The organism is Streptosporangium sp. NPDC023825, from assembly GCF_040639575.1.
Lineage (GTDB): Bacteria > Actinomycetota > Actinomycetes > Streptosporangiales > Streptosporangiaceae > Streptosporangium.
In genome coordinates this window covers 69306-91018 of the sequence record NZ_JBFAAE010000024.1, presented here as the reverse complement: position 1 = coordinate 91018, position 21713 = coordinate 69306, and the positions used below count along the sequence as shown (strand labels likewise).

The following is a 21713-nucleotide window of genomic DNA, read 5'->3' as shown; positions in this document are numbered from 1 at the left end:
GGTTCATATCACAGGAAAACGGGCCTGAAGCCATGCTCCTCGATCTTTCCCCGCCACACGCAGGCTGCCGCCGTGCCGTACCGCGATGTCCCTGGCGATGGCCAGCCCGAGACCCGCACCGCCCGCGTCCCTGTCCCTGGCCTCGTCCAGCCGGGTGAACCGGTCGAAGACCGCCTCGTGGTGCTCGGCGGGAATGCCCGGTCCGTCGTCGAGCACGTCGAGCACCGCCTCGCCGCCGTCCGTGGCCAGCCGGACGGTGACCGCGGAACCCGCGTGACGTACGGCGTTGTCCACCAGGTTGGCCACCAGACGCCGCAGCTGCCCGGCGGAGCCGAGGATCACGGTGTCGGCCGCCACCTCCAGCGTGACCCCGATCTCCGGCCTGGGGCGCGACCTGGCCGCCTCCTCGGCGGTCACCTGGCCGAGGTCCACCTCCTCGTGGCAGATGGGCTCCCCGGCGTCCAGGCGGGCGAGCAGGAGGAGATCGGAGGTGAGGGCCTGGATCCGCTCCACGTCGGTGAGCGCCTCGGCCGCCAGCGGTCCCGGCCGTGCCAGCTCCAGGCGGGTCCGCAGGATGGCCAGCGGGCTGCGGAGTTCGTGGGCCGCGTCGGCGACGAAGCGCTTGTGCCGGCTGACCGCCAGTTCGAGACGGTCGAGCGTGCGGTTCATGGTCTCGGCGAGGCGGGCGATCTCGTCACGCGACCTGGGTACGGGGACTCGCCGGTGCAGGTCGCTGGCGGTGATGTCGGCCATCTCGGCGCGGATGGCCGAGACCGGTGCCAGCGCCCGGCCGACGGCGAGCCAGGTGAGGGCGGCGACCAGCAGGAGCAACGCGGGAATACCGGGAAGCAGCAGGCCACGCAGGGTCGTCAGAGCGTCCACCGTGGGTTCGAGTGAGGCCCTGGCCTGCACGAACAGCGTGCCGTTGGCGGTGTCCACGGGCATCGTGGCCAGGGCGAAGGAGTCACCGGGAGCCCATCGGGCCGCCTCGGCGGACTGGAGCGCGGCTCCGCTCGCGATGTTCCGCACGGCCAGCACGGGAGCCGCCGTCACCTTGCCGGTGGACGCCCCGGACGGCTGCGCGCCCTTTCCCCCGGACGCCCCCGACGGCGCGGTCCTTCCGGACGGCTGCGTGCCCTTGCCGCCGGACGCCCCGGACGGCGGCGCGGCCTTCCCGCCGGACGACCGGAGGGCGACCGGGCCCGGGCCGGGGAGCGCCGGAGCCGCTGGCACGGGATGCGTGAAGATCTTGACGTCGGGGTCGAGGAGGGCCGGCTCAGAGTGCCCGGCGGTATCGGCCCGCGGTCTGGTGACGGTCACCACGGTGGCCGACGGAGCGTCGATCGCCCACGCGGGGGACTCCGCGACGCCGGCGGATGTGACGTCGACCGCCGGGACGTCGAGCACCAACGTGCCGCCGGGGAGCACGTCGGCGGTGGCACCGGCGAGAACGTCCGCGGTGGCGCCGGCGCGGCGGGCGGCCTCGTCGGAGGCGCTCCGGGTCAGGCTCCCCGTCAGCACGCCGACGAGCACCGACGCCGCCACACCCAGCGCGACCGCGACGATGGCGGTCGCCGCGAGGGTCGCCCGGAGCCGTACCGACATGCGCGACGCCATCTCAGGCCTCCAACCGGTAGCCGGCGCCGCGTACGGTCACCAGTGACGAGCGGCCGAACGGAGAGTCGATCTTGCGGCGGAGCGCGCTGACGTAGACCTCGACGATGTTCGGGTCGCCGTCGTAGGCGAAGTCCCACGCCTGGGCCAGCAACTCGCCCTTGGAGACCACCTCGCCCTGCCTGCGCGCCAGGCCGTGCAGGACCGCGAACTCCTTGGGAGTGAGGGAGATCTCCACCTCGCCGCGGCGGCAGCGGAGCCCGGCGGGATCGACGATCAGGTCGCCGACCGCGATGGACACCGGCCTCGCCCTGCCGCCCCTGCGTACCAGCGCGCGCAACCGGGCGAGCAGCACCACGTAGGAGAACGGCTTGGACAGGAAGTCGTCCGCGCCCGTGTCCAGGGCCTCGGCCTCGTCGTGCACCCCGTCCTTGGCGGTGAGCATCAGGATCGGCGTCCAGTTCTCCGCGTCGCGAAGTTTGGCACAGACGGTGTAGCCGTTCATCCGGGGCAGCATGACGTCCAGCACGATCACGTCGTACGGGTTCTCGGTCGCCATCCACAGCCCGTCGCGGCCGTCGTACGCGACGTCGACGGCGAATCCCTCGCCCGCCAGCCCCTCCTTCAGGAGGTGGGCCAGGCGTTTCTCGTCATCAACCAGTAGCACGCGCATGCCGCCCAGCCTGCCGTACCCCGCCTAAAGCCAACCTGAAGACGATTTCCGGCGCCTTCAGGCTGGGTTCAGGCAACGGGCGGGAACCTGTGGTCTCCAGAACGGCATGCCGGTCCGCTCACCAGTCCACCTGCCGGTTCGTCCGCCGATTCGTCTGACAAGGAGAACATCCATGCGTATCCGCATGCTCGCCGCCGCCGTGGTGACCGCGGGGGCCCTGATGGCCACGCTGACCGGAGCCGCCAGTGCCGACGACACACCGGCCCCCGCCCCCCTGCCCGAGGACGGTGTCGTGATCATCGACTGCGAGGGGGGCGGCCAGGTGACCCTGACGACGCGCCGGCTCACCGAGGCCGAGCGCGAGAAACTGGAGAAAGAGGGACCCACTCTCGCGGTGCCCGCCCTCCCCGCGGTGCCGTCCGGGCAGGCCGGTGAGACCGGGAAGCCCGAGGCCGGACGCGTCACGATCACCGAGGACATCCTGGTGGCGCGGCCGGACGCCGAGCCGCCCGCCCTGCCCGAGGGCGCGGCCCCGCCCAAGAGGGTCAAGGTGATGGCCACGCCCGCCCTTCCCGAAGGCGCTCCGAAGGCCGGGGAGGTGGCCGCGCTCTCCGCGGCCGTGCCCGCTCCCGAGGGGGCCGGGATCACCGAGGTCAAGGTGACGGGCAAGCACCCGGAAGGCGACGTGCCCACCGTCACCTGCGTCAGGAAGGCCGAGGAGAAGTGACCTCGGGGACACCCCGGCGAGCTCAGGGGCGTCCCCGCGAAGACCTGCGAGCCGGCCGGGGCATCCGTGCGGGAATACTCCGGCCGGTTCGCAGCAGTCCCGGAAACGAGTCCGGCCGGTTCGCCGCCGGTGCGGAGGTGAATCCAGACGGGTCACCGCCGATGCGGAGGTGACTCCGGCCGGGTCACCGCCGGCTTGGAGGTGACTTCGGCCGGTTTGTCGCCGGTGGAGGCGATCCGGGAAACCCGTACGGAAATCCTGTTCCGTGCGGTGGTCGGTCCCCGGGGGACGGCTTGTCACGTGCGGGGGCCGGTCCCCGGGGGACGACCGGTCACATGCGGTGGTCAGCCCTCGGGGAAGGACGGGTGCGGGCCCAGGGCCCAGTACTCGTACAGGCCGTAGCCGGTCCGGCCGTCGTACTCGAAGCGGCCGACCGCGTCGACCATGCCCCACATCCTGGGGGCGTCCTCGGGCAGCGTGTGGGTGACGCCCTGCACCACCGGGCCGGGACCCTGGTACATGCCGTGCTTCCAATCCGATTCCAGGCCATATCCGGTGCCCACCATCAGGTGCACCGGGAGAATCGGGACGCAGCGCAGGTCGAAGGGTTTCCCGCCCGGCGGGGAGAAGGAGATCGTCGCCTCGCGCACCTCCCGGGTGCCGTCCACGTACGTCGGGCGGTACTCGGGACGGCCGAGATACTCCTCCTCGCCCTCCCCCGGAGAGCCGAACCCCCACACGCGCACCGCCTCCTCCAGCACCCGGCGGCCCTTCTCGTCCTCCTGGATGATGCACAGGATGGCGTGGTCGTCGAACTGGACGGGCGCGTAGAGCCAGTAGAAGGTGCCCGCGTCGCGCGCCTGGATGCCGGGGGGCTCGGGCTCGCCGACCGGGCGGATGCCCCACGAGCGGTCGCGGGTGCCCTGCCAGCGGTCGGGGGTGACCTCGACGCGCTCGTCGCCGACCAGGATGTGCCCGGTCCACCGGCCGGTCTGGGCCATCCGGGAGGAGTCGAACACCACGCGCTCCTGCCGGCGCAGGAAGTGCCGGGGTTCCAGGGTGGCCGGTACGGTGCCCTCCCAGGTGAGGTCGAAGGACAGGCCGTGTTCCGTGGCGTCGAGCACCACCCGCAGCCGCCGCAGGCCCTCGATCACCTCGACCCCGAACGGGCCGACCCGCGTGTCCATCCGGTCGTCGCCGAGTTCCCGGGAGGCCCGGACCACGCGGTGCAGGTTCCGGTACCGCACGCAGGCGAACGCGTCGGTGACCCCGAGGTTGGGATACTGGCCGAGGCCGACGATGAGCATCAGCTCGTCGGACCCGGCGTGGCAGTTGAAGTAGTACCGGTCGTAGAAGTTGCGGTCCGACGTCGTGACGTGCCGCATCACCTCGGGCGACTGGTGGACGGGATGGTCGTCGAGGGGCGACAGCGTCATCGGTGCTCCTTGGGTCCGAGGAACACGTTCTAACAAGCGCTTGGTGATCGGTCAATGGACGCCCGTACGGGAGTTCAACCGGCTCCCGCGCAGGAGCTTCCGTACAGGAAAGTCCAACCGGCTCCCGTACAGGGAAGTCCGACGGCTCCCGCACAGGAGTACGGCCCGCACCTTCGCGGTGCGGGCCGTACTCCCGGCAGTCGCCGTACGCCGTACCCGGCCGTACGCCGTGTTCGTGCCACCGACCGGCACTCACGTGACCGGCCGGCGTCCCGACCCCTAGGGCAGTTTCTTGGAGGTGTGCTCCGCCCTGGAGTCGGCCTTGGCGCCGACCTCGTCGGCCTTCGTCGCGGCGTCGTCCGCCGTGTCGGAGACCTTCCCGGCCACCGCCTCCGTCTTCTGCCCCACCCACTGGGACGCGTCGGAGGCGCTTTCCTTCAGCGTGTCCGCCCACTGGTCGGCGTTCCTGCGGTACAGGACGTAACCCGCCGCCGCGATCGCGACGCCCGCGAAGAGCAGGATCATGGGTGTTTTCCTGGATTTCGCGGGAGTGGGATCGATCCTCGCGGCGGCCTGGGACAGCGCGGCGCTGATTTTCGGCGCGAGCTGCTCCTCGAACGAGTGCGCGGCGGCGTCAAGCCTGGGTGCCGCCCACCCGCGTGCCACAATGATCTTCTCGCTGGCCACGTCACGAGCCTGACCGGCCACTTCACGGGCCTGGCCGGCCATCTCTCGGGCGTGACCGGCCACATCGCGAGCCTGGACGGCCATGTCATGGGCATGATGACTGGCCGCGTCCCGGGCGTGGCTGGCCATTGGGCCGACCCGATCCGCGGCTCGGACGGCCTGAGCCTTCACGTGGCGCAGCCGCCTTTCCGGTGCCACGATCTTCATGTGGCGCTTTCCAAACAGTGCTAGAGGCACAACAACCTCCCCATTCGTTGGGGCCCCGTCGCCACCCCTTCCCGCTCGAAGGCGGCTCAATCATGACGGCCCGTGGGAGGATGCTTGGGGATGCGGCTGCGGCCGAAATCGTCAAAGTGCCATAAAAGCAATACGTTGCATAGGTATTCCTACGAACTGAAGGGGGCAGTCCGATCATGGCTGAGAAGTTGATCGCAAACCTCAACACCAACCGCGGTAGCGTGAAGGTCCAGCTCTTCCCGGATCACGCGCCCAAGACCGTGCGTAACTTCGTCGAGCTCGCCGAGGGCACCCGCGAGTGGGTGCACCCGGAGACCGGCCAGAAGTCCACCGCCAAGCTGTACGACGGCACGATCTTCCACCGGGTCATCTCCGGATTCATGATCCAGGGTGGCGACCCGCTGGGTCAGGGTGTCGGCGGTCCCGGCTACAAGTTCGACGACGAGATCCACCCGGACCTGTACTTCAACCGCCCGTACCTGCTCGCCATGGCCAACGCCGGCGTCCAGTTCGGCCGCGGCACCAACGGCTCGCAGTTCTTCGTCACGGTGGTCCCCACGCCGCACCTCAACGGCAAGCACACCATCTTCGGCGAGGTGATCGAGGGCCAGGACGTCGTTGACGCCATCGCCAAGACCGACACCGACGCCCGTGACCGTCCCACGGAGCCCGTGGTCCTGGAGTCGGTGACCATCGAGCGCGTCCAGAGCTGATCTCTCGCCCGGCGGCCTCCTCCGGAGGCCGCCGTTCGCGTTCCCGCACGCCCCGTCCCTCCGCCCCCCGAGCCCTGCCCTTCGTTCCGGTCGGCCGGTGTGGCCCGGTGGCCGTTCGCGGGTGTACGGGTGCTCGGGATCGTGAATAGGCTGGCAGTCTGTGGATAACAGCACGCTCGAAGGGGCCAGCCACACACATGACCACCCAGCCGTCCAACGAGCCCGACACCGTTGTCCCCACCTGCTACCGGCATCCAGGACGTGAGACCTACGTCCGCTGCCAGCGTTGCGACCGCCCCATCTGCCCCGACTGCATGCGCGACGCCGCGGTGGGCTTCCAGTGCCCCGAGTGTGTGGCCGAGGGCAACAAGGGCATGCGGCAGGCGCAGTCCGTGTTCGGCGGCCGGGCGGTCACCACGCCCCGGGTCACCTGGGCCCTGCTGGTCGTCAACATCCTGGCGTACGCCGCCGAGACCGCGAACACCGACTGGGTGCTGGACAACTTCGCGATGAGCGCCTACGACGTCGGCTATCAGGGCGAGTGGTGGCGCCTGATCACCGGCGCCTTCCTGCACATGCCGCTGGGAGCCGGTGGCTTCGCCCTGACCCACATCGTGTTCAACATGTGGGCGCTCTACGCCATCGGCCCCGAGCTGGAGCGGCGCCTCGGATCGGCCAGGTTCCTGGCGCTGTATCTCCTCGCCGCGCTCGGCGGGTCCGTCGCGGTCTACCTGTTCGGCATCGCCGCGGTCGGCGCCTCGGGCGCGATCTACGGCATGTTCGGCGCGCTGTTCGTGCTCGCCAAGAAGCTCGGCTACAACGCCCAGGGCGTGCTCTGGCTGATCGGCGCCAACGCCGTGATCACCTTCGTGATTCCCGGCATCAGCTGGCAGGGCCACCTCGGCGGCCTGATCACCGGTGCCCTGGTCGCCGCGGTCTTCGCCTTCGCCCCGGCCAGGAACCGCAGCGCAATCCAGTGGGCAGGTTGCGCGGCGGTGCTGATCGTCCTGGTCGCGCTGGTGCTGGGGCTGCCGCCGTTCGCCGTTCAGGCCAGACTCGGAATCTTCGGTTGATCCACACCCTGATGCTTCCCCAGGGTGTGGACAATGCCTGTGGAAAAGCTAGCGCCAGCGGGTGGAAAGGATCACCCCGAGGATGATGAACGCGAACCCGACCAGCAGGTTCCAGTTCTGGAGGGTGCCGAGCAGGGGAGCGGTGGGCGCCACGTAGTAGACGGCGATCCACAGGATGCCGATGATCCAGCAGGTCACCATGACCGGCGCCAACCAGCGTGGGCTGATCTTGACCTGCTGTGAGGTCTGCGGCGGGGTGTAGACCGGCTTCTTGCGAGTCTTGGGCTTGGGCACTGGGGTTCTTCTCCTGCGTCAACCCTGCGCGATCTGGATCGTGCGCAGGCCGTGTCGATTAGCGTAGTCGCTAGTGGATGAAGTTCCGTGTAAGGATAGTCTGCGCAGGTGGACCATGGCGATTCCGTGGGGCACCATCCTGTGGCAAATGTTGCGCCGGACCCGTGATCCGGCCCGCCGCGGAGGCCTTTTCCGTCACTAGCCTGACCTCATGAGAGCGGCGCTGAGGGTTCTGGGCGACCTCAGCGTCACCGCGGGGCTGATCATCCTCCTCTTCTGCGCCTACCTGCTGTGGGGCACCGGCTCCTACACCGCCGGGCAGCAGGCGCTGCTGCGCAGGGAACTCCTGGGAGAGGGGATCCCGTCGGGCGGGGCGGCCGGAGACCGGCGGGGAGAGCCGCCGGGGCCGATCCGGCTGGGCGGGGCGGTGGCGATGCTGGCGATCCCCAGGCTCGGGGACGACTACCGGTACGCCATCGTGGAAGGCGTCGACCAGGATCGGCTGCGGATGGGCCCCGGCCATTATCCCGGCACCGCCATGCCAGGGGAAATCGGTAATTTCGTTCTTTCGGGCCATCGGACTACTTACGCCGCCCCTTTCAACCGCATCGACGAGCTCCGCCGGGGCGACCTCATCCTGGTCGACGCCCGTGAGGCCCGCTACACCTACCGCGTCACCGGCAGGCGCGTCGTCGACCCCGGCGAGATCAGCGTGGTCGCCCCGGTTCCCGGCAGGCCGGGCCGCGAGCCGACCAGAGCGCTGATCACCCTGTCCACCTGCCACCCGGAGTACTCGGCCGCCCTGCGGCTCATCGTCTCGGGGGAGCTGGAGACGCGTGAAGCCCGCCCCGGGCGGTCCGGGCAGACCCTGGGATAGACGCCCCGGACGGACCGGATGGAAAGGCCCGGGTGACGCCCCGGACACGAAGGAGGTCCCATGTACGGCTGGATCTGGCGGATGCTTCCCGGAAACCTCGTGGCCAGGGGATTCGCCGCCCTGGTGCTGGCCGGTCTGGTCGCGGCCGTACTCTGGTATGTCGTGTTCCCCTGGATCGAACCTCGCGTCTCCCTCGACCTGACCACCGTGGGCCGATGAGCCGCGTCCTGGTCGTCGACAACCACGACAGCTTCGTCCACACCATCGTCCAGTATCTCCGCGAGCTCGGCGCCACCTGCGAGGTGCGCCCGCGCGACCTGGTCGCGGTCGAGGACGCCCGTGGCTTCGACGGGGTCCTGATCAGCCCCGGCCCCGGCACCCCGGAGGACGCGGGGGTGAGCGTCCCGCTTGTCGGCCACTGCGAGGCCCACGGCATCCCGCTGCTCGGCGTCTGCCTGGGACACCAGGCCATCGCCATCGCCCACGGGGCGACCGTGGGGCGGGCGCCCGAACTGGTGCACGGCCGTACCAGCGCGATCTCGCACGACGGGCGCGGCGTCTTCTCCGGCCTGCCGTCACCGGTGACCATGACGCGCTACCACTCGCTGGCCGTCCTGCCCGGGACGGTGCCCGAGATCCTCGAGGTCACCGCGACCAGCGACGACGGTGTGATCATGGGTTTGCGCCACCGTACCGCCCCCGTCGAGGGCGTGCAGTTCCACCCCGAATCGGTGATCTCGGAACACGGTCACCGGCTGCTCGGAAACTGGCTCGAAAGATTGTTGTAACGCGAAGCCCATCCTGGACGATTGACCAGTGAGAGTCCTTCCGCCATCGCCCCCGAGTGGCGGAAGGACTCTTCCCCGTTTCCGGGCCTCCCGGGTCTCCGGTTCCCGTCTCCTTGACCTTCCGGCCGGAAACCGGGTGACGCCGCCGCGCAAGCCGGACACCGCGCAAGCCAAGCCGGACACCGCGCAAGCCAAGCCGGACACCGCGCAAGCCAAGCCGGACACCGCGCAAGCCGGGCCACGAAAGCCGGACGCCGCATCCATCGAACGCCGCGCAAGCCGGACGCCGCGAAAGCCATGGGAGCGCGGGAACGGCCGAGGACGCCGGAACGAGCGCGGACGGAAAACGAAAGAGGCCCCCGCGCGGTCGCGGGGGCCTCTTTCAGGTGCTCCGGTCAGTTCCCGTCGCCGGGCGGGGCCTCATCGAAGATCGTGCCGTCGTCGGGCTCCGTGGGCGTCTCCTCCGTCGGCTCCTCCGGAATGGTCGGCTGCTCCTCCGGAATGGTCGGCTGCTCGGTCGGCTCGGGCGGTGCCCCGCTCGACACGATCAGCGTGATGGTCGTCCCCTGCTGGTACTTGCCGCCCGCCTCGGGAGACTGGCTCAGCACGGTGTCCTTGGGCAGGTCGCTCGGCTGCTCGACGACCTTCCACCTGAAGCCCGCCTCCTTGAGCGCGTTCTTGGCGTCCCCGACCGTGAGGTTCACCACGGCCGGGACCTCCATCGCCTCCTTGGGGACGTAGATCCGGACGGTGCTGCCCTTGTTGGCCTTCTTGCCCGGCGCGGGCACGGTCTCGAAGACGATGCCCTGCTTGCGGCTGGAGGGCTTGGTCTGCAGGTTGACCTCGAAGCCGGCGTCCTCAAGGGTCTTCGTGGCGTCCTCCGCGCTCATGTTGAGCACGGTGGGCACCTCGACCTTCTCGATCCCCTTGGAGACCTTGAGCGTCACCTCGGTGCCCTTGTCGACCTCGTGGTCGGCCGACGGGTCGCTCTCGATCACCGAGTCCCTCGGGATCTCCTCGTCGAACGCCTCGACGATTTTCACCTTCAGGCCGAGGTCCGTGAGCCTCTTGGTCGCCGCCTCCACGGTCTGCGAGGCCAGCGGCGGGATCTTCACCTTGCCGCTCGTGGTGGGGGTGCCCGGCGAGCTGAGGAACATGTAGCCGACGCCGATGAAGGCCCCGATGACCAGCAGCGGGATGAGGATCCACGCCGCGGTCTTGACCGCGGTGTTCCCGCCGCCCTGCTGCCGGCGACGGCCGCCCCCACCGGTGCGCGGGCCGCCGCCCTCCTCGCCGTACTCGTACGCGGGGACGGCGGTGGTGCGCTGGGTGGCCGGGCCACCGGGACCGCCGGGGCCCGGAGCCTGCATCGTCCGGGTGGCCGAGCCGTAGCCGTTGTTGGCGCTCAGCGCCATCGTCTGGGCGTCCGTCGGGATGCCGGACATCGCCCGCTGGATGTCGGCCCGCATCTCCCCGGCGCTCTGGTAGCGGTGCGCCGGGTCCTTGGCCATCGCCTTGAGCACGATGGCGTCGGCCCACTGGGGAATGTCGCGGTCGATCTGCGACGGCGGGATCGGGTCCTCGCGCACGTGCTGGTAGGCGATCGCGACCGGCGAGTCACCGGTGAACGGCGGCTGCCCGGTCAGCAGCTCGTACAGCACGCAACCGGTGGAGTAGAGGTCGCTGCGGGCGTCGACCCGCTCGCCCCTGGCCTGCTCCGGCGAGAGGTACTGGGCGGTGCCGATCACCTGGGCGGTCTGCGTCATGGTCGCGGCCGAGTCGGCCATCGCGCGGGCGATGCCGAAGTCCATGACCTTCACGTCGCCGTTGCGAGTGATCATGATGTTCGCGGGCTTGATGTCGCGGTGGACGATGCCGCCGCGGTGGCTGTAGTCCAGCGCCCGCAGGATCCCGTCGACCAGCTCGGCGGCGCGCTCGGGCAGCAGCCGCCGGTCGGCACGCAGCAGGTCGCGCAGCGTGCGGCCGTCGACGTACTCCATCACGATGTAGGGCACCGGCGCACCCTCGGAGACGTCCTCGCCGGTGTCGTAGACCGCGACGATGGACGGGTGGTTCAGTGACGCGGCGGACTGCGCCTCCCGGCGGAAACGCGCCTGGAAGATGTGATCCCTGGCAAGGTCCGCGCGGAGGGTCTTGATGGCGACGATCCGATCCAGCCGGATGTCTCGGGCGCGATAGACCTCGGCCATGCCGCCACGCCCGACGACGCCGTCAAGCTCGTAGCGATCGCCGAGGCGTCGGGGCTGAGTCATTTCCTGCACTGTCCCTTACCGTTCATCTTGGGTGCCGGTGAGCTCTTGGGCCACCGGTGTCCATCATCGACCCGTTGCCGCATCACGTCTCCTCATTCGGCGGGTCCGTGTCACCGGGTTCAGGAGTTGTGCTCGGTGTGAGGCTCGGTGTCACCGTCGGGGTGGTTGGTGTCGGGGTGGGAGTCGTCGGGCTGGGGCTGGGCGGTGGCGACGTACTCGGCCTTGCGGTGGGCGTGGCCGATGTGCTTACCGTAGCCGACGGCGTGACCGACGGGCGGGCCGACTTCGTCGGCGAGAGCGGCGGTCTGCTCGTCGGGGGCTTGCTTTTCGTCGGCCGCGCGGTCGGCGACGTGGTGGCCGGGCTCGGCCGTACGGCCGGCTCCCCCGGCTCGCTGTCACCGGGCTGGTTCGTCAGCTCGTGGACCGCCAGCGCACCCAGCCCGACCGCGGCGGCGCACCCCGCGACCGTGGCGACGATCACCGTCGTCCTGCGCAGACCGCGGCGCCCGCGACGCGCCGGGACGGCACCAGGCGGAGTCGTGCCCGCGCCGGATCCCGCACCGGAGCCCGCACCGTGACCGGGTCCCCTGCCGGAACCCCCGCCCGCCCCGGTGCCCGTGCCCTGACCGGGACCCGCCTGCGAGCCCTCGGCGTCGCGGCCGGGCTCGGGCCGGAGGGGGACGGCGAGGGCGCTGGTGACCTCCTGGGGCCACTCGCCCGCGGGCTCCGCGCGCCAGCCCACCGGGTCGGTGAGCATGCCGAGACCGGTGGCGCCGGTGGCGGTCAGCGCGTCGAGCAGCAGGTCCGCCCGTTCCGACAGCTCCCTGGCACCGGCCGGGCGCCGCAGCGGATCCTTGGCCAGGCACGCCATGACCAGGTCGCGGACCGCCGGCGGGATCCACTCCGGCAGCGGCGGCGGAGGTTCGCCGATGTGCATGAGGGCGATCGCCACCTGCGTCTCGGCGCGGAACGGCGCCTGCCCGGTCAGGCACTCGTAGGCGACCACCCCGAGCGAGTAGATGTCGGTGGCGGGCGTGAGCGGGTCGCCGGACGCCTGCTCGGGGCTGACGTACTGCGCGGTGCCCATCAGGATGCCCGTCTGGGTGACCGGCACCGCCTCCAGCGCCCTGGCGATGCCGAAGTCTGTGATCTTTATCACGCCCGCCTCGGTCACCAGAAGGTTCCCGGGCTTGATGTCCCTGTGGATGATCCCCGCGCGGTGTGCGGCGTGCAGGCCCATGGCGGTCTGACGGACCACGTCGAGGGTGATCTCGGGACTCAGGGCGCCGTCGCGAGCCAGGATGCCGGCCAGGGACTGCCCGGGCACCAGCTCCATCACCAGGTAGGCGACACCGCCGCCCTCGCCGTAGTCGAAGACCTGCGCGATGCCCGGGTCGGACAGCCCGGCCGCGATGCGCGCCTCGGAGCGGAACCGCAGGCGGAAGGCCGGATCCTCCGCCACGTGCGGGCGCAGCAGCTTCACCGCGACCTCGCGGCCGAGCAGTTCGTCCCTGGCCCGCCACACCTCACCCATGCCGCCCGACGCGATCCGCCCCAGCGGGCGGTACCGGCCCCCGAGCAACGCGGTCATCTACCCAGCACCGCTTCCATCACGCTCTTGGCGATCGGGGCCGCGGTCTGACCACCGGAGGCGTCGCTGCCGGCGCTCCCGGACTCGACGATCAGCGCGACGGCGACCTTGGGGTCCTCCGCGGGGGCGAAGGAGATGAACCACGCGTGCGGGTCGCGGCCCTGGGCGGTCTCGGCGGTGCCGGTCTTGCCGGCGACCGTCACGCCCGGGATCTGCGCCGCGCTCGCCGTGCCCTTGTTGACGACGTTGACCATCATCTCCTGGAGCTTGCGCGCGCTGTCCTCGCTCATCGCGGTGTCCAGCGCGTCGGGGTCGGCGCTCGCGACCTCGCCACCCTCGGAGTCCGCGATCTTGTTCACCAGGTACGGCTTCATGACCACGCCGTTGTTGGCGATGCCGGCGGCGATCATGGCCATCTGCAGCGGGGTCATCTGGTTGCTGCGCTGGCCGATCGAGGCCTGGGCGAGGGCCGCCTGGTCCTCCTCGGGGCCGATGCTGCTGGCCGCCACCGGCATCGGGATCGTCAGCTGCTCGCCGCCGATGCCGAACTTGGCCGCCTGGTCGCGCAGCGCCTCGTAGCCGAGGTCCATCGCGATCTTGCCGAACGGCGTGTTGCAGGACTTCTCCAGCGCGAACGACAGCGTCACCCGCCCGGCGCCGCACGCCGCGCCGCCATAGTTGGGCAGGTCGGCGGTGGTGTTGGGCAGGTCGAGCCGCTGCGGGGCGTCGACCTGGGTCTCCGGGCCCACGGTGTCGTCGCTCTCCAGGTACGCGGCCGCGGTGACCACCTTGAAGGTCGAGCCCGGCGGGTAGGTGCGCTCGACCGCCCGGTTCAGCAGCGGCGTGTTCTCGTCGTTCTCCAGCTTCTTGGAGGCCGCGTTCACCACTTCCTTGTTGGCCTTGGAGAGCAGGTTGGGGTCGTAGGTGGGGATCGAGACCATCGCGAGGATCGCCCCGGTCTTCGGCTCGATCGCGACCAGCGCGCCCTTCTTGCCGCTCTCGCCCAGCGCCTTGTACGCCGCCTCCTGCGCCCTGGGGTTGATCGTCAGGTCGACGTTGGCGCCCTTGCTCTGCTTGGCGGTGAACAGGTCGATGCTGCGCCGGATCAGCAGGTCGGCACTGGTGCCGTTGAGCAGGGAGTTCTCCGCCCGCTCGATGTTGCTCTCGCTCTCGGGCGCGAAGAACCCGGTGATGGGGGCGTAGACCTTGCCCTCGGGATAGCGGCGCTCGAAGCGGAACTCGGGGTCGCCGGTGTCGATCGACTCGGCGAGGACCTTGTTGCCCGCGGTGATGCGGCCGCGCTCGACCTCGTAGCGCGCGTACAGGTTGCGGTCGTTGCGCGGGTTCGCGCGCAGATCGTCCGCCCGTACGGCCTGCAGGTAGTTCACATTGATCATGAGCAGGCCGAACATGAGCAGGCAGGCAAGGGCGGCGCGCTTGAGGGGACCGTTCATCGCTGGAACACCTGCGTCATTCCTTCGTCCTGGATGGCCTGGGGCGGAGGCTTCCTCGCCGTATCCGACATGCGTACCAGCAGCGCGATAAGGATCCAGTTAGCCAGCAGCGCCGACCCGCCCTGGGACATGAACGGGGTGACCAGGCCGGTCAGCGGGATCAGGTTGGTCACGCCGCCCACGATGATGAAGACCTGCCAGGCGAGGATGAACGACAGGCCCCCGGCCAGCAACTTGGAGAACGGCTCGCGGGCCGCGATCGAGGTGCGCAGGCCGCGCTCCACCAGCAGGGCGTAGACCATCAGCAGGGCCATCAGCCCGGTCAGGCCCAGCTCCTCGCCGGCGGCGGGGAAGATGAAGTCGGAGAAGGCCAGCGGGATCTCGTAGGGGTGTCCCTGGCCGAGGCCGGTGCCGAGGATGCCTCCCTCGCCCATGGCGAACAGGCCCTCCATGAGCTGCGCGCTGCCGCCGACCTTGTCGAAGAGCGCGGGGTCCTCGGGGTTGAGGAAGACCGTGAAGCGGTCCTGCACGTGGTCGAAGAGCAGCCCCGCCAGGACCGCTCCACCGACGAAGAGCAGGATGCCGATGAGCACCCATGAGGTGCGCTGGGTGGCGATGTAGAGCATCGCGATGAACGTGCCGAAGATCAGCAGCGAGGAGCCGAGGTCCTTCTGCAGGATCAGCACGCCGAGGCTGAGTCCCCAGGTGATCAGGACCGGCCCCAGGTCGCGGGCACGGGGCAGATCGATGAAGAGCAGCCGCCGCCCGGCCAGGGCGAGCACGTCGCGCTTGGCGACCAGGTAGCCGGCGAAGAAGATGACCAGGGCGAGCTTGGTGAACTCCGCCGGCTGGAGGGTGAAGCCGCCGACGCCGATCCAGATGCGGGCGCCGTTGATCTCCTTGCCGACGAACGGCAGCAGCGGCGAGACCAGCAGCGCCAGGCCGACGGCGCCCATGGTGTAGGTCAGACGCTGCAGCGCGCGGTGGTCGCGCAGCACGATCAGCGTCACGGAGAACATGACGACCCCGACCGCGGTCCACAGCAGCTGGTTGGTGGCCGAGGCCCCCTTCATGCCGGACGCCTCGAGGCGATAGATGACCACCAACCCGAGGCCGTTGACCAGCGTCACCAGCGGCAGGATCAGCGGGTCGGCCCAGGGCGCGAACCTGGCCAGCACCAGGTAGGCGGCGAGCATGAGGCCGCCCAGGCTGAGGCCGTAGGTGACCATCCCCGCCGGGATCTGGTTGTCGAGGGCCAACCCCACGTTGGCGTACGCCAGCATCACGATGGCGACCGCGAATGCGAGCATCGCCAACTGGGCCACCCGCCGTTTGGCGGGAAGCGGGACCGGCTCTGCGCTTGGGGTGCTCATGTCTTTACTGTGACCTTGTGGGTTCGGGGGCCCTGGGGGGCGAGGAGGACGCGGAGGCGCTCGGGGACGCGGTCGGTTCGTCCTTCCCGTCGGCTTTGGCCGCGGACGTCTTCAGCTCTTCGATCTTCTTCAGGCCCGCCTCGACGGTGGGGACGGGGATGCCGTCGCGGACCTGGCCCTGCTGGAACGCGCCGAGAGTCGTGATCGACTCCGCGGTGCTGCGGGCGACGTCGAAGAGCTCGATGGGGCCCAGGTTGGTCTTCACGCCCTGGAAGACCACGATCTCGTTGCCCTTGGCCCCCACGAAGTACTGGTCCTCCAGCCACTGCCCGCCGAAGTACCAGCCTAAGCCGCCCCCGATGACGACGACGCCGCCCGCCGCGGCCAGGAGAGGCCACAGCCGGCGGCGTCTGGCCGGTCGGGCCGCGGCCCTGACGATCGGCTCGTCGCTGTCGATGTCGTCGTCGGAGATGACGGGTTGCGGCATGGTGACCGCGCTGGCACGGCCCGCCGGGGTGTCCGGCGGCTGCGACCGCGGCATGCTGGAACCGGCGGCGCCGACCACGGCCGCGTCGGTGCGCGGTACGTGGGTCTCGTCCACCTCCAGCACGTCGGCGAGGACGCAGGTGATGTTGTCGGGGCCGCCGCCCCGGTTGGCCAGGTCGATGAGGGTGCGGACCACCCCGTCGGGGTCCTCGATCGTGGAGAGCGTGTGGTGCAGGGTCTCAGCGCTCACCACCCCGGACAGGCCGTCGGAGCAGAGCAGGTAGCGGTCGCCGATCTGGGCCTCGCGCAGGGAAAGGTCGGGGTCGACCTCGCCGCTGCCGTCGAGCGCCCGCAGCAGGATCGACCGCTGGGGGTGGGTGGCGGCCTCGTCCTGGGTGATCCGGCCGTCGTCCACCAGTGACTGCACGAGGGTGTGGTCGTGCGTGATCTGGTAGAGCTCTCCGGCTCGCAGCAGGTAGGCCCGCGAGTCGCCGACGTGGACCAGGGCGACCCTCGTCCCCGACCAGAGCATGGCGGTGAGGGTGGTGCCCATGCCCTTGAGGCTGGGGTTGTGACTCACCATCTCGTGCAGCTTGCGGTTGGCGTCGCGTACCGCCGCCTCGATGGCGCTGAGCAGGTCACCTCCCTGGGCGTCCGTGTCGAGCAAGGACATCTCGGCGATGGCGACCGAACTGGCCACCTCGCCGTGTGCGTGGCCGCCCATGCCGTCCGCGACGGCGAGCAGGCGGCCGCTGGCGTAGGCGGAGTCCTCGTTGCCTTCGCGGAGGAGGCCGACGTCAGAGCGGGCGGCGTAACGGAGTGCGATGGTCATTTGCGCAATTCGATGACGGTCTTGCCAATGCGGATCGGAACACCGAGCGGCACCGGAGTCGGACGGGTGACTTTGGAGCGGTCAAGATACGTGCCGTTGGTGGAGCCGAGATCTTCCACGATCCACTGACCGTCCTGGGGGAAGAGCCGGGCGTGCCGGCTGGAGGCGTAGTCGTCGCTGACTACCAGCGTCGCGTCGTTCGCCCGGCCGATGGTGATGGGCGTCTCCGAGAGGGTAATGGTGGTGCCTTGGAGGGGGCCACCGGTGACGACCATCTCCCGGGGTTCCCCCTTCTTGGATTTGGCCGGGGCCTTCACCGGCTTGGGCGCCTTGCGCGCGGGGACGGCGGCGGCCGTGCGTGAACCGAACAAGTCTGTCCGGATCACACCGACCGCGGCAATCACGAAGAACCACAGCACCGCGAGGAAGGCGAGCCGGATCAGCAGCAGCGTGAGCTCGGACATGGACCGTCTGTTTACCTTTAATCGCGCCGGAAAACCAGAGTCGTTCGCCCCAGCGTCACGCGAGTGCCGTTCTGGAGCTCGACCCGGCGAACCGGCTGGCCGTTGACGAAGGTGCCGTTCGTGGAGCCTAGATCGACGAGCGCGACCAGGGGACCCTCCACTCGCAGCTCGGCGTGGTGCCGGGACACACCCGGGTCGACCAGCCGCAGATCGCAGTCGGTGCCCCTGCCGAGCAGGGTCACCGGTGTTGTCAGGTCGAAGGACCGCTGGCCCTGCGGGTCGTCCTGGGTGGACACCAGCAGGCGGGGGCGGCCTCCGAAGGCGTGGGGTTTCGCGGCGGGCACGTCGCTCACCGGCTGGCGGATCTCGTCCTGCTCGACCGTCGCGCCACGGATCACGCCCGAGCGGATGCGGAACAGGCCGACCGCGAGGTCGTCGGCCGTCTCGAAGCGGACCCTGACCGGCCCCACGAAGGAGTAGCCCTGTTCCTTGGCGTACTCCCTGGCGAGGTTGGCCAGCTCGTGGCTGATGCTGTCGGAGTAGACCTCCAACCGCTCGTTGTCGGTCGTGGACAGCTCGACCACGAAGTCGTTGGGCACGAGAGTGCGTCCCTGGGCGACGATCGCCGCCCGCTCGTCCATCTCCCGTTGGACCGCACTGGCGACCTCTACCGGCTGAAGGTCAGATTTGAACGCCCGTGCAAAGGCCCCTTCAACCAAACCTTCGAGCCTCCGCTCGAAACGCTGAAGGACTCCCACCGGGTACCTCCCCTCCTCCGTCTATGTGGTCGCGGCCGCTTGGGGGCTCGTTGGCTCGTTCCTCGCTCTCTCGCACCCAGCTGCTCCGCTTTCGCATCTAGGAGGATCGTATCCGGGTTCATGGGTACCGGCCGATCCGTGCTAATGTTTCGACCGCACCCAACAAGGGCGGGTGGCGGAACGGCAGACGCGCACGGTTCAGGTCCGTGTGTCCGAAAGGACGTGAGGGTTCAAATCCCTCCTCGCCCACAAGATCATCACCCCGGTCATGCGAACATCGCGGCCGGGGTTTTGTCGTTTCCTGGGAAACCGCGTATCCATCTGAGCCATCCGTGAGGTCTCGTGGCGGGTCGAGTCGATCATCGATCAAGGTAGTCGCTCGCTCCGTTATAGAGAAGTCTCAGGGGTTACGCATGGGTCTTGTGGTTTTTGGACGGCTACGACATGCCCATCGGTTCTACCCGGCCACGCTTGCTGATCGCTTTCGGATGACTTGCAGGGGTTCGCCGGGGTCTGGTTACGCTTACAGAGAACACGGGCGGGAGAAAGAATCTTTCTCCCGCCCGTGTCGTCCTCCCGCCGGTTCCGTGATCGATCCGGCCGCTCCCGCGGACGCGGGGAGCGGCGAGGACCGCTAGCGGGCCGCGGGCATCCGTACGTCCAGGATCTCGCCGAGCAGGTCCGTGAGGCTCACCATGCCGATCACCTCGCCAGCGCCGTCGGTGACCAGGCCCAGGTGCGCGTGGGCGTCCTGGAGCGTGGAGACCGCGTCGGGGATCGTGGTCTCCTTGGCCAGGCGCGGCACCGGGCGGGCGAGCTCTGCGGGGCTCGCCTCCGGCCGGACGAGGATGTCCCTGACGTGCACCACGCCCAGGACGTCGCCCGGCCTGCCGGAGGTGACCAGCATGCGCAGGTGCCCGTCGCGCGCGGCGACCTGGCGCATCCGCTCGCTCGTCGCGTCGGCGGGCACCGAGGTGGTCTTCTCCAGCGGCAGCATCAGCCGCTCCACCGGCTGCTGGTGGACCCGCAGGGCCCGGGTGAGCAGGTCGTGCTCGTCGCGGTCGAGCAGGCCCATCCGGCCCGACTCGCCGACCAGCATCGCCAGCTGGACCGGGGTCCTGGTGGTGGCCAGCTCGTCCTTGGGATGCACCCCGAACAGCCTCAGGATCCCGTTCGTCAGCCCGTTGAGCGCGGCGAGCACCGGCCGGACGACCCAGGTGAAGCCGCGGAACGGCAGGGCCAGGCCCATCGCCGCCATCTCCGGGTGGGTCAGCGCCCACGACTTGGGAGCCATCTCGCCGATCACCATGTGCAGGAAGGTGACGAACGCCAGCGCGATCACGAGCGAGATGGGGACCCGCAGCGACTCGGGCAGGCCGACCGCGCCGAAAACCGGCTCCAGCAGGTGTTCGATGGCCGGTTCGGTCACCATGCCCAGGCCGAGCGAGCACAGCGTGATGCCCAGCTGGGCTCCGGCCAGCATCAGGGAGAGCTCCCTGCCGCCGCGTACGGCGGCGCGGGCGGCGAGCCTGGTCAACCGGCCTCCCCGGCCCGCGAGCTCCTCCAGGCGGTGCCTGCGAGCCGAGATCACCGCGAACTCGGCGGCGACGAAGAAGGCGTTGCCGATCAGCAGGGCCACGCCGAGCAGCAGGGCGGAGGTGGTGCTCATCGCCGCCTCGCCTCGCTCCGCTCGATCATGGGCGTCTCGGGGCCACGCTCGATCATCCGCGGCGCGGTCATCGCCGGTCGGTCCTCTTTCCCGGTTCTCGCCTCCGGGGCGTCCCAGGGATCGGCGTCCTGCGACGCGGTGAGCGACAGCCGCACCCACTCGGGGACCCTGCGGTGCACCGAGAGCACGGTGAGCGAGGCCTCCCTCTCGTCGGCGCTGTCGTTCTCCAGGGGGTCGTTCCGCGACGTGAGCGTGACGGTCACCTGGTCGCCGGGCTCGGCCATCCGGCCGAGGGTGGCGAGCACGAGGCCCGCGACGGTGTCGTAGTCGTCGCTCTCGGGGAGTTGCAGGCCGATGGCCCGCTCGATCTCGTCCAGCCGGAGCGTGCCCGGCAGGTCCCAGGTGCCCTCGTCGCCCGCGACGACCCCGGCGGGCTCCGGGTCGTTCTCGTCGATGAGCTCGCCGACGAGCTCCTCCGCGAGGTCCTCTATGGTGACCACGCCGGCCAGGCCGCCGTACTCGTCGATGACGCACGCCAGGTCGTCGCGGGCGGTGCGCATGCGCTCCAGCACGAGGGGCAGCGGCGAGGAGGTGGGCACCAGGAGCGCGGGGCGGGTGATCTTTTCCAGCGTGCCGTCGGCCAGTCCCGACCTGAGCAGCTCGCGGACGCCGGTGACGCCGACGACGTCGTCGCCGTTCTGGTTGCAGAGCACCGGATAGCGGGAGTGACCGTGCCTGCGAACGGCGTCGATCAGGTCGGAGATCGGCCGGTCGTCCCTCAGCAGCACCACGCGGGGGCGCGGCACCATGACGTCCTCGGCGGTGCGGTCGCCGAACTCCAGGGCGCGGCCCAGCAGCTCCGACAGTCTCGGCGGCAGGTCGCCCGCGGTGGCGGACTCGGAGATGATCCGGGACAGCTCCTCGGGGCTGGCGCCGTGCTCGATCTCCTCCACCGGCTCCACGCCGACGCGGCGCAGCAGGCCGGTGGCGGCGGAGTCGAACAGGCGGATGACCGGCCCGGCGATCCGCAGGTAGATCATCGTCGAGCGGGCGAGGAACTTCGCCACAGGCTCGGGACGGGCGATGCCCAGGTTCTTGGGGGCCAGCTCACCGAAGACCATCTGGATGACGGTGGCCACCGCGACGGCCAGCGCCACGGCGATGCCGGGCACGGCCCCGCGCGGCACTCCCGCGGTCTCCAGCCAGGGGCGGATGACCGTGGCGATGGCGGGTTCCGAGATGAAGCCGACGAGCAGGGCGGTCACGGTGATGCCGAGTTGCGCGCCCGACAGCATGAACGACAGGCGTCCCGTCACCTCCAGCGCCCGCGCCGCGGCCGCGTCGCCGGAGTCGGCCTGCTCGCGCAGCACGCCGCGGTCCGCCGCGACGAAGGCGAACTCCTGGGCGACGAAATAGCCGGTGGCGAGGGTGAGCAGGAGGATGGCCAGCAGGCCCAGAGCCGTGTTCACCGGGCGGCTCTCCCGGTCGGTTCAGTGGTGCCCGTGCGTTCGCACGGGCAGGTATTCCACGGGTCCGGAGTGGACACGATCATCCTTTCGAGCAGAGGTAGTCCTCTACCGTAACGATCCGGGTGGGGGTCGATGTTTCCGGATCGGCCGACGATCGCATTGTTGGTCGCTGACAACCTGTCTGAGTACTTTTACATAGGGAAACCTTGGGCACCTGGCGGCAAG

At 70.0% G+C, this 21713-nt stretch carries 20 protein-coding genes and 1 tRNA gene; 7 read left to right on the top strand and 14 right to left on the bottom strand.

The genetic code is table 11. The features are described 5' to 3' along the window. Positions 1-3 precede the first annotated feature (3 nt). Positions 4-1617, bottom strand: coding sequence for an ATP-binding protein (locus tag AB0G15_RS21930; protein WP_362842562.1), 1614 nt, complete (start codon positions 1615-1617; stop codon positions 4-6). Between the two features lies 1 nt (position 1618). After that, on the bottom strand, positions 1619-2287 hold the full coding sequence (locus AB0G15_RS21925) for a response regulator transcription factor (protein WP_362688442.1): 669 nt from the start codon (positions 2285-2287) through the stop codon (positions 1619-1621). Positions 2288-2459: 172 nt separating this feature from the next. Here AB0G15_RS21925 and AB0G15_RS21920 point away from each other — a divergent pair, with 172 nt between their 5' ends. Further along, entirely contained in the window at positions 2460-3014 is a 555-nt protein-coding gene (locus AB0G15_RS21920) for a hypothetical protein (protein WP_362842560.1), read from the top strand. A 344-nt stretch (positions 3015-3358) separates the two neighbouring features. Here the strand turns inward: AB0G15_RS21920 and AB0G15_RS21915 are convergent, their stop codons facing one another. Then, positions 3359-4450 (bottom strand): hypothetical protein, encoded by a 1092-nt coding sequence (locus AB0G15_RS21915; protein WP_362842558.1) that lies wholly within the window; start codon positions 4448-4450, stop codon positions 3359-3361. A 279-nt stretch (positions 4451-4729) separates the two neighbouring features. Then, complete coding sequence (locus AB0G15_RS21910) at positions 4730-5221, bottom strand: hypothetical protein (RefSeq protein ID WP_362842555.1); 492 nt, start codon at positions 5219-5221, stop codon at positions 4730-4732. A 329-nt stretch (positions 5222-5550) separates the two neighbouring features. Here AB0G15_RS21910 and AB0G15_RS21905 point away from each other — a divergent pair, with 329 nt between their 5' ends. Both AB0G15_RS21905 and AB0G15_RS21900 read left to right on the top strand, forming a co-directional pair. Further along, complete coding sequence (locus AB0G15_RS21905) at positions 5551-6087, top strand: peptidylprolyl isomerase (RefSeq protein WP_362842552.1); 537 nt, start codon at positions 5551-5553, stop codon at positions 6085-6087. A 197-nt stretch (positions 6088-6284) separates the two neighbouring features. Next, positions 6285-7160 carry a rhomboid family intramembrane serine protease gene (locus AB0G15_RS21900; protein WP_362842549.1) on the top strand — a complete coding sequence of 292 codons (876 nt, stop codon included), beginning with the start codon at positions 6285-6287 and terminating at the stop codon, positions 7158-7160. A 48-nt stretch (positions 7161-7208) separates the two neighbouring features. Here the strand turns inward: AB0G15_RS21900 and AB0G15_RS21895 are convergent, their stop codons facing one another. Further along, the gene (locus AB0G15_RS21895; protein ID WP_362842547.1) at positions 7209-7454 is read right to left on the bottom strand and encodes a cell division protein CrgA; all 246 of its coding nucleotides are present in this window, start codon (positions 7452-7454) and stop codon (positions 7209-7211) included. A gap of 211 nt (positions 7455-7665) precedes the next feature. Here AB0G15_RS21895 and AB0G15_RS21890 point away from each other — a divergent pair, with 211 nt between their 5' ends. From AB0G15_RS21890 to AB0G15_RS21880, 3 genes are read left to right on the top strand one after another with little or no spacing between them, the layout of a single operon-like run. Then, entirely contained in the window at positions 7666-8331 is a 666-nt protein-coding gene (locus AB0G15_RS21890) for a class E sortase (protein ID WP_362842545.1), read from the top strand. Positions 8332-8391: 60 nt separating this feature from the next. Beyond that, positions 8392-8550 carry a hypothetical protein gene (locus AB0G15_RS21885; protein WP_362842542.1) on the top strand — a complete coding sequence of 53 codons (159 nt, stop codon included), beginning with the start codon at positions 8392-8394 and terminating at the stop codon, positions 8548-8550. Beyond that, positions 8547-9119 (top strand): gamma-glutamyl-gamma-aminobutyrate hydrolase family protein, encoded by a 573-nt coding sequence (locus AB0G15_RS21880; RefSeq protein WP_362842539.1) that lies wholly within the window; start codon positions 8547-8549, stop codon positions 9117-9119. The genes AB0G15_RS21885 and AB0G15_RS21880 overlap by 4 nt, the downstream gene beginning before the upstream one ends. A 395-nt stretch (positions 9120-9514) precedes the next feature. Here AB0G15_RS21880 and pknB read toward each other — a convergent pair whose 3' ends face one another. The 7 genes from pknB to AB0G15_RS21845 form a co-directional block, all read right to left on the bottom strand. Continuing rightward, positions 9515-11392 carry a Stk1 family PASTA domain-containing Ser/Thr kinase gene (gene pknB, locus AB0G15_RS21875; protein WP_362842537.1) on the bottom strand — a complete coding sequence of 626 codons (1878 nt, stop codon included), beginning with the start codon at positions 11390-11392 and terminating at the stop codon, positions 9515-9517. A gap of 82 nt (positions 11393-11474) precedes the next feature. Continuing rightward, positions 11475-12983 (bottom strand): protein kinase, encoded by a 1509-nt coding sequence (locus tag AB0G15_RS21870; RefSeq protein WP_362842534.1) that lies wholly within the window; start codon positions 12981-12983, stop codon positions 11475-11477. Beyond that, entirely contained in the window at positions 12980-14437 is a 1458-nt protein-coding gene (locus AB0G15_RS21865; RefSeq protein ID WP_362842531.1) for a penicillin-binding protein 2, read from the bottom strand. Before AB0G15_RS21865 ends, AB0G15_RS21870 begins: the two co-directional genes overlap by 4 nt. After that, the gene (locus AB0G15_RS21860) at positions 14434-15810 is read right to left on the bottom strand and encodes an FtsW/RodA/SpoVE family cell cycle protein (RefSeq protein ID WP_362842529.1); all 1377 of its coding nucleotides are present in this window, start codon (positions 15808-15810) and stop codon (positions 14434-14436) included. Before AB0G15_RS21860 ends, AB0G15_RS21865 begins: the two co-directional genes overlap by 4 nt. A 4-nt stretch (positions 15811-15814) precedes the next feature. After that, positions 15815-17128: a PP2C family serine/threonine-protein phosphatase gene (locus AB0G15_RS21855; protein WP_362842527.1), complete on the bottom strand. Its 1314-nt coding sequence runs from the start codon at positions 17126-17128 to the stop codon at positions 15815-15817. Beyond that, positions 17125-17592: an FHA domain-containing protein gene (locus AB0G15_RS21850; protein ID WP_344748567.1), complete on the bottom strand. Its 468-nt coding sequence runs from the start codon at positions 17590-17592 to the stop codon at positions 17125-17127. The genes AB0G15_RS21855 and AB0G15_RS21850 overlap by 4 nt, the downstream gene beginning before the upstream one ends. A 17-nt stretch (positions 17593-17609) precedes the next feature. Continuing rightward, a complete protein-coding gene (locus AB0G15_RS21845) occupies positions 17610-18350 on the bottom strand; it encodes a DUF3662 and FHA domain-containing protein (protein WP_362688487.1) in 741 nt (246 codons plus the stop codon). Positions 18351-18516: 166 nt separating this feature from the next. Here AB0G15_RS21845 and AB0G15_RS21840 point away from each other — a divergent pair. Beyond that, positions 18517-18599 (top strand) — tRNA-Leu (locus tag AB0G15_RS21840). 385 nt (positions 18600-18984) lie between these two features. Here the strand turns inward: AB0G15_RS21840 and AB0G15_RS21835 are convergent. Together AB0G15_RS21835 and AB0G15_RS21830 are read right to left on the bottom strand one after the other, a co-directional pair. Then, on the bottom strand, positions 18985-20019 hold the full coding sequence (locus AB0G15_RS21835; protein WP_362842523.1) for a hemolysin family protein: 1035 nt from the start codon (positions 20017-20019) through the stop codon (positions 18985-18987). Next, positions 20016-21488 carry a hemolysin family protein gene (locus tag AB0G15_RS21830; RefSeq protein WP_362842520.1) on the bottom strand — a complete coding sequence of 491 codons (1473 nt, stop codon included), beginning with the start codon at positions 21486-21488 and terminating at the stop codon, positions 20016-20018. Before AB0G15_RS21830 ends, AB0G15_RS21835 begins: the two co-directional genes overlap by 4 nt. Positions 21489-21713: the final 225 nt, after the last annotated feature.

Bases quoted from the DNA above. Each gene is read 5' to 3' on its own strand.
- AB0G15_RS21850 (WP_344748567.1), bottom strand. From the start codon at position 17,592: ATGTCCGAGCTCACGCTGCTGCTGATCCGGCTCGCCTTCCTCGCGGTG.
- AB0G15_RS21925 (WP_362688442.1), bottom strand. From the start codon at position 2,287: ATGCGCGTGCTACTGGTTGATGACGAGAAACGCCTGGCCCACCTCCTG.
- AB0G15_RS21930 (WP_362842562.1), bottom strand. From the start codon at position 1,617: ATGGCGTCGCGCATGTCGGTACGGCTCCGGGCGACCCTCGCGGCGACC.
- AB0G15_RS21910 (WP_362842555.1), bottom strand. From the start codon at position 5,221: ATGGCCGTCCAGGCTCGCGATGTGGCCGGTCACGCCCGAGAGATGGCC.
- AB0G15_RS21885 (WP_362842542.1), top strand. From the start codon at position 8,392: ATGTACGGCTGGATCTGGCGGATGCTTCCCGGAAACCTCGTGGCCAGG.
- AB0G15_RS21860 (WP_362842529.1), bottom strand. From the start codon at position 15,810: ATGAGCACCCCAAGCGCAGAGCCGGTCCCGCTTCCCGCCAAACGGCGG.
- AB0G15_RS21835 (WP_362842523.1), bottom strand. From the start codon at position 20,019: ATGAGCACCACCTCCGCCCTGCTGCTCGGCGTGGCCCTGCTGATCGGC.
- AB0G15_RS21920 (WP_362842560.1), top strand. From the start codon at position 2,460: ATGCGTATCCGCATGCTCGCCGCCGCCGTGGTGACCGCGGGGGCCCTG.
- AB0G15_RS21880 (WP_362842539.1), top strand. From the start codon at position 8,547: ATGAGCCGCGTCCTGGTCGTCGACAACCACGACAGCTTCGTCCACACC.
- AB0G15_RS21905 (WP_362842552.1), top strand. From the start codon at position 5,551: ATGGCTGAGAAGTTGATCGCAAACCTCAACACCAACCGCGGTAGCGTG.
- AB0G15_RS21870 (WP_362842534.1), bottom strand. From the start codon at position 12,983: ATGACCGCGTTGCTCGGGGGCCGGTACCGCCCGCTGGGGCGGATCGCG.
- pknB (WP_362842537.1), bottom strand. From the start codon at position 11,392: ATGACTCAGCCCCGACGCCTCGGCGATCGCTACGAGCTTGACGGCGTC.
- AB0G15_RS21890 (WP_362842545.1), top strand. From the start codon at position 7,666: ATGAGAGCGGCGCTGAGGGTTCTGGGCGACCTCAGCGTCACCGCGGGG.
- AB0G15_RS21915 (WP_362842558.1), bottom strand. From the start codon at position 4,450: ATGACGCTGTCGCCCCTCGACGACCATCCCGTCCACCAGTCGCCCGAG.
- AB0G15_RS21855 (WP_362842527.1), bottom strand. From the start codon at position 17,128: ATGACCATCGCACTCCGTTACGCCGCCCGCTCTGACGTCGGCCTCCTC.
- AB0G15_RS21865 (WP_362842531.1), bottom strand. From the start codon at position 14,437: ATGAACGGTCCCCTCAAGCGCGCCGCCCTTGCCTGCCTGCTCATGTTC.
- AB0G15_RS21900 (WP_362842549.1), top strand. From the start codon at position 6,285: ATGACCACCCAGCCGTCCAACGAGCCCGACACCGTTGTCCCCACCTGC.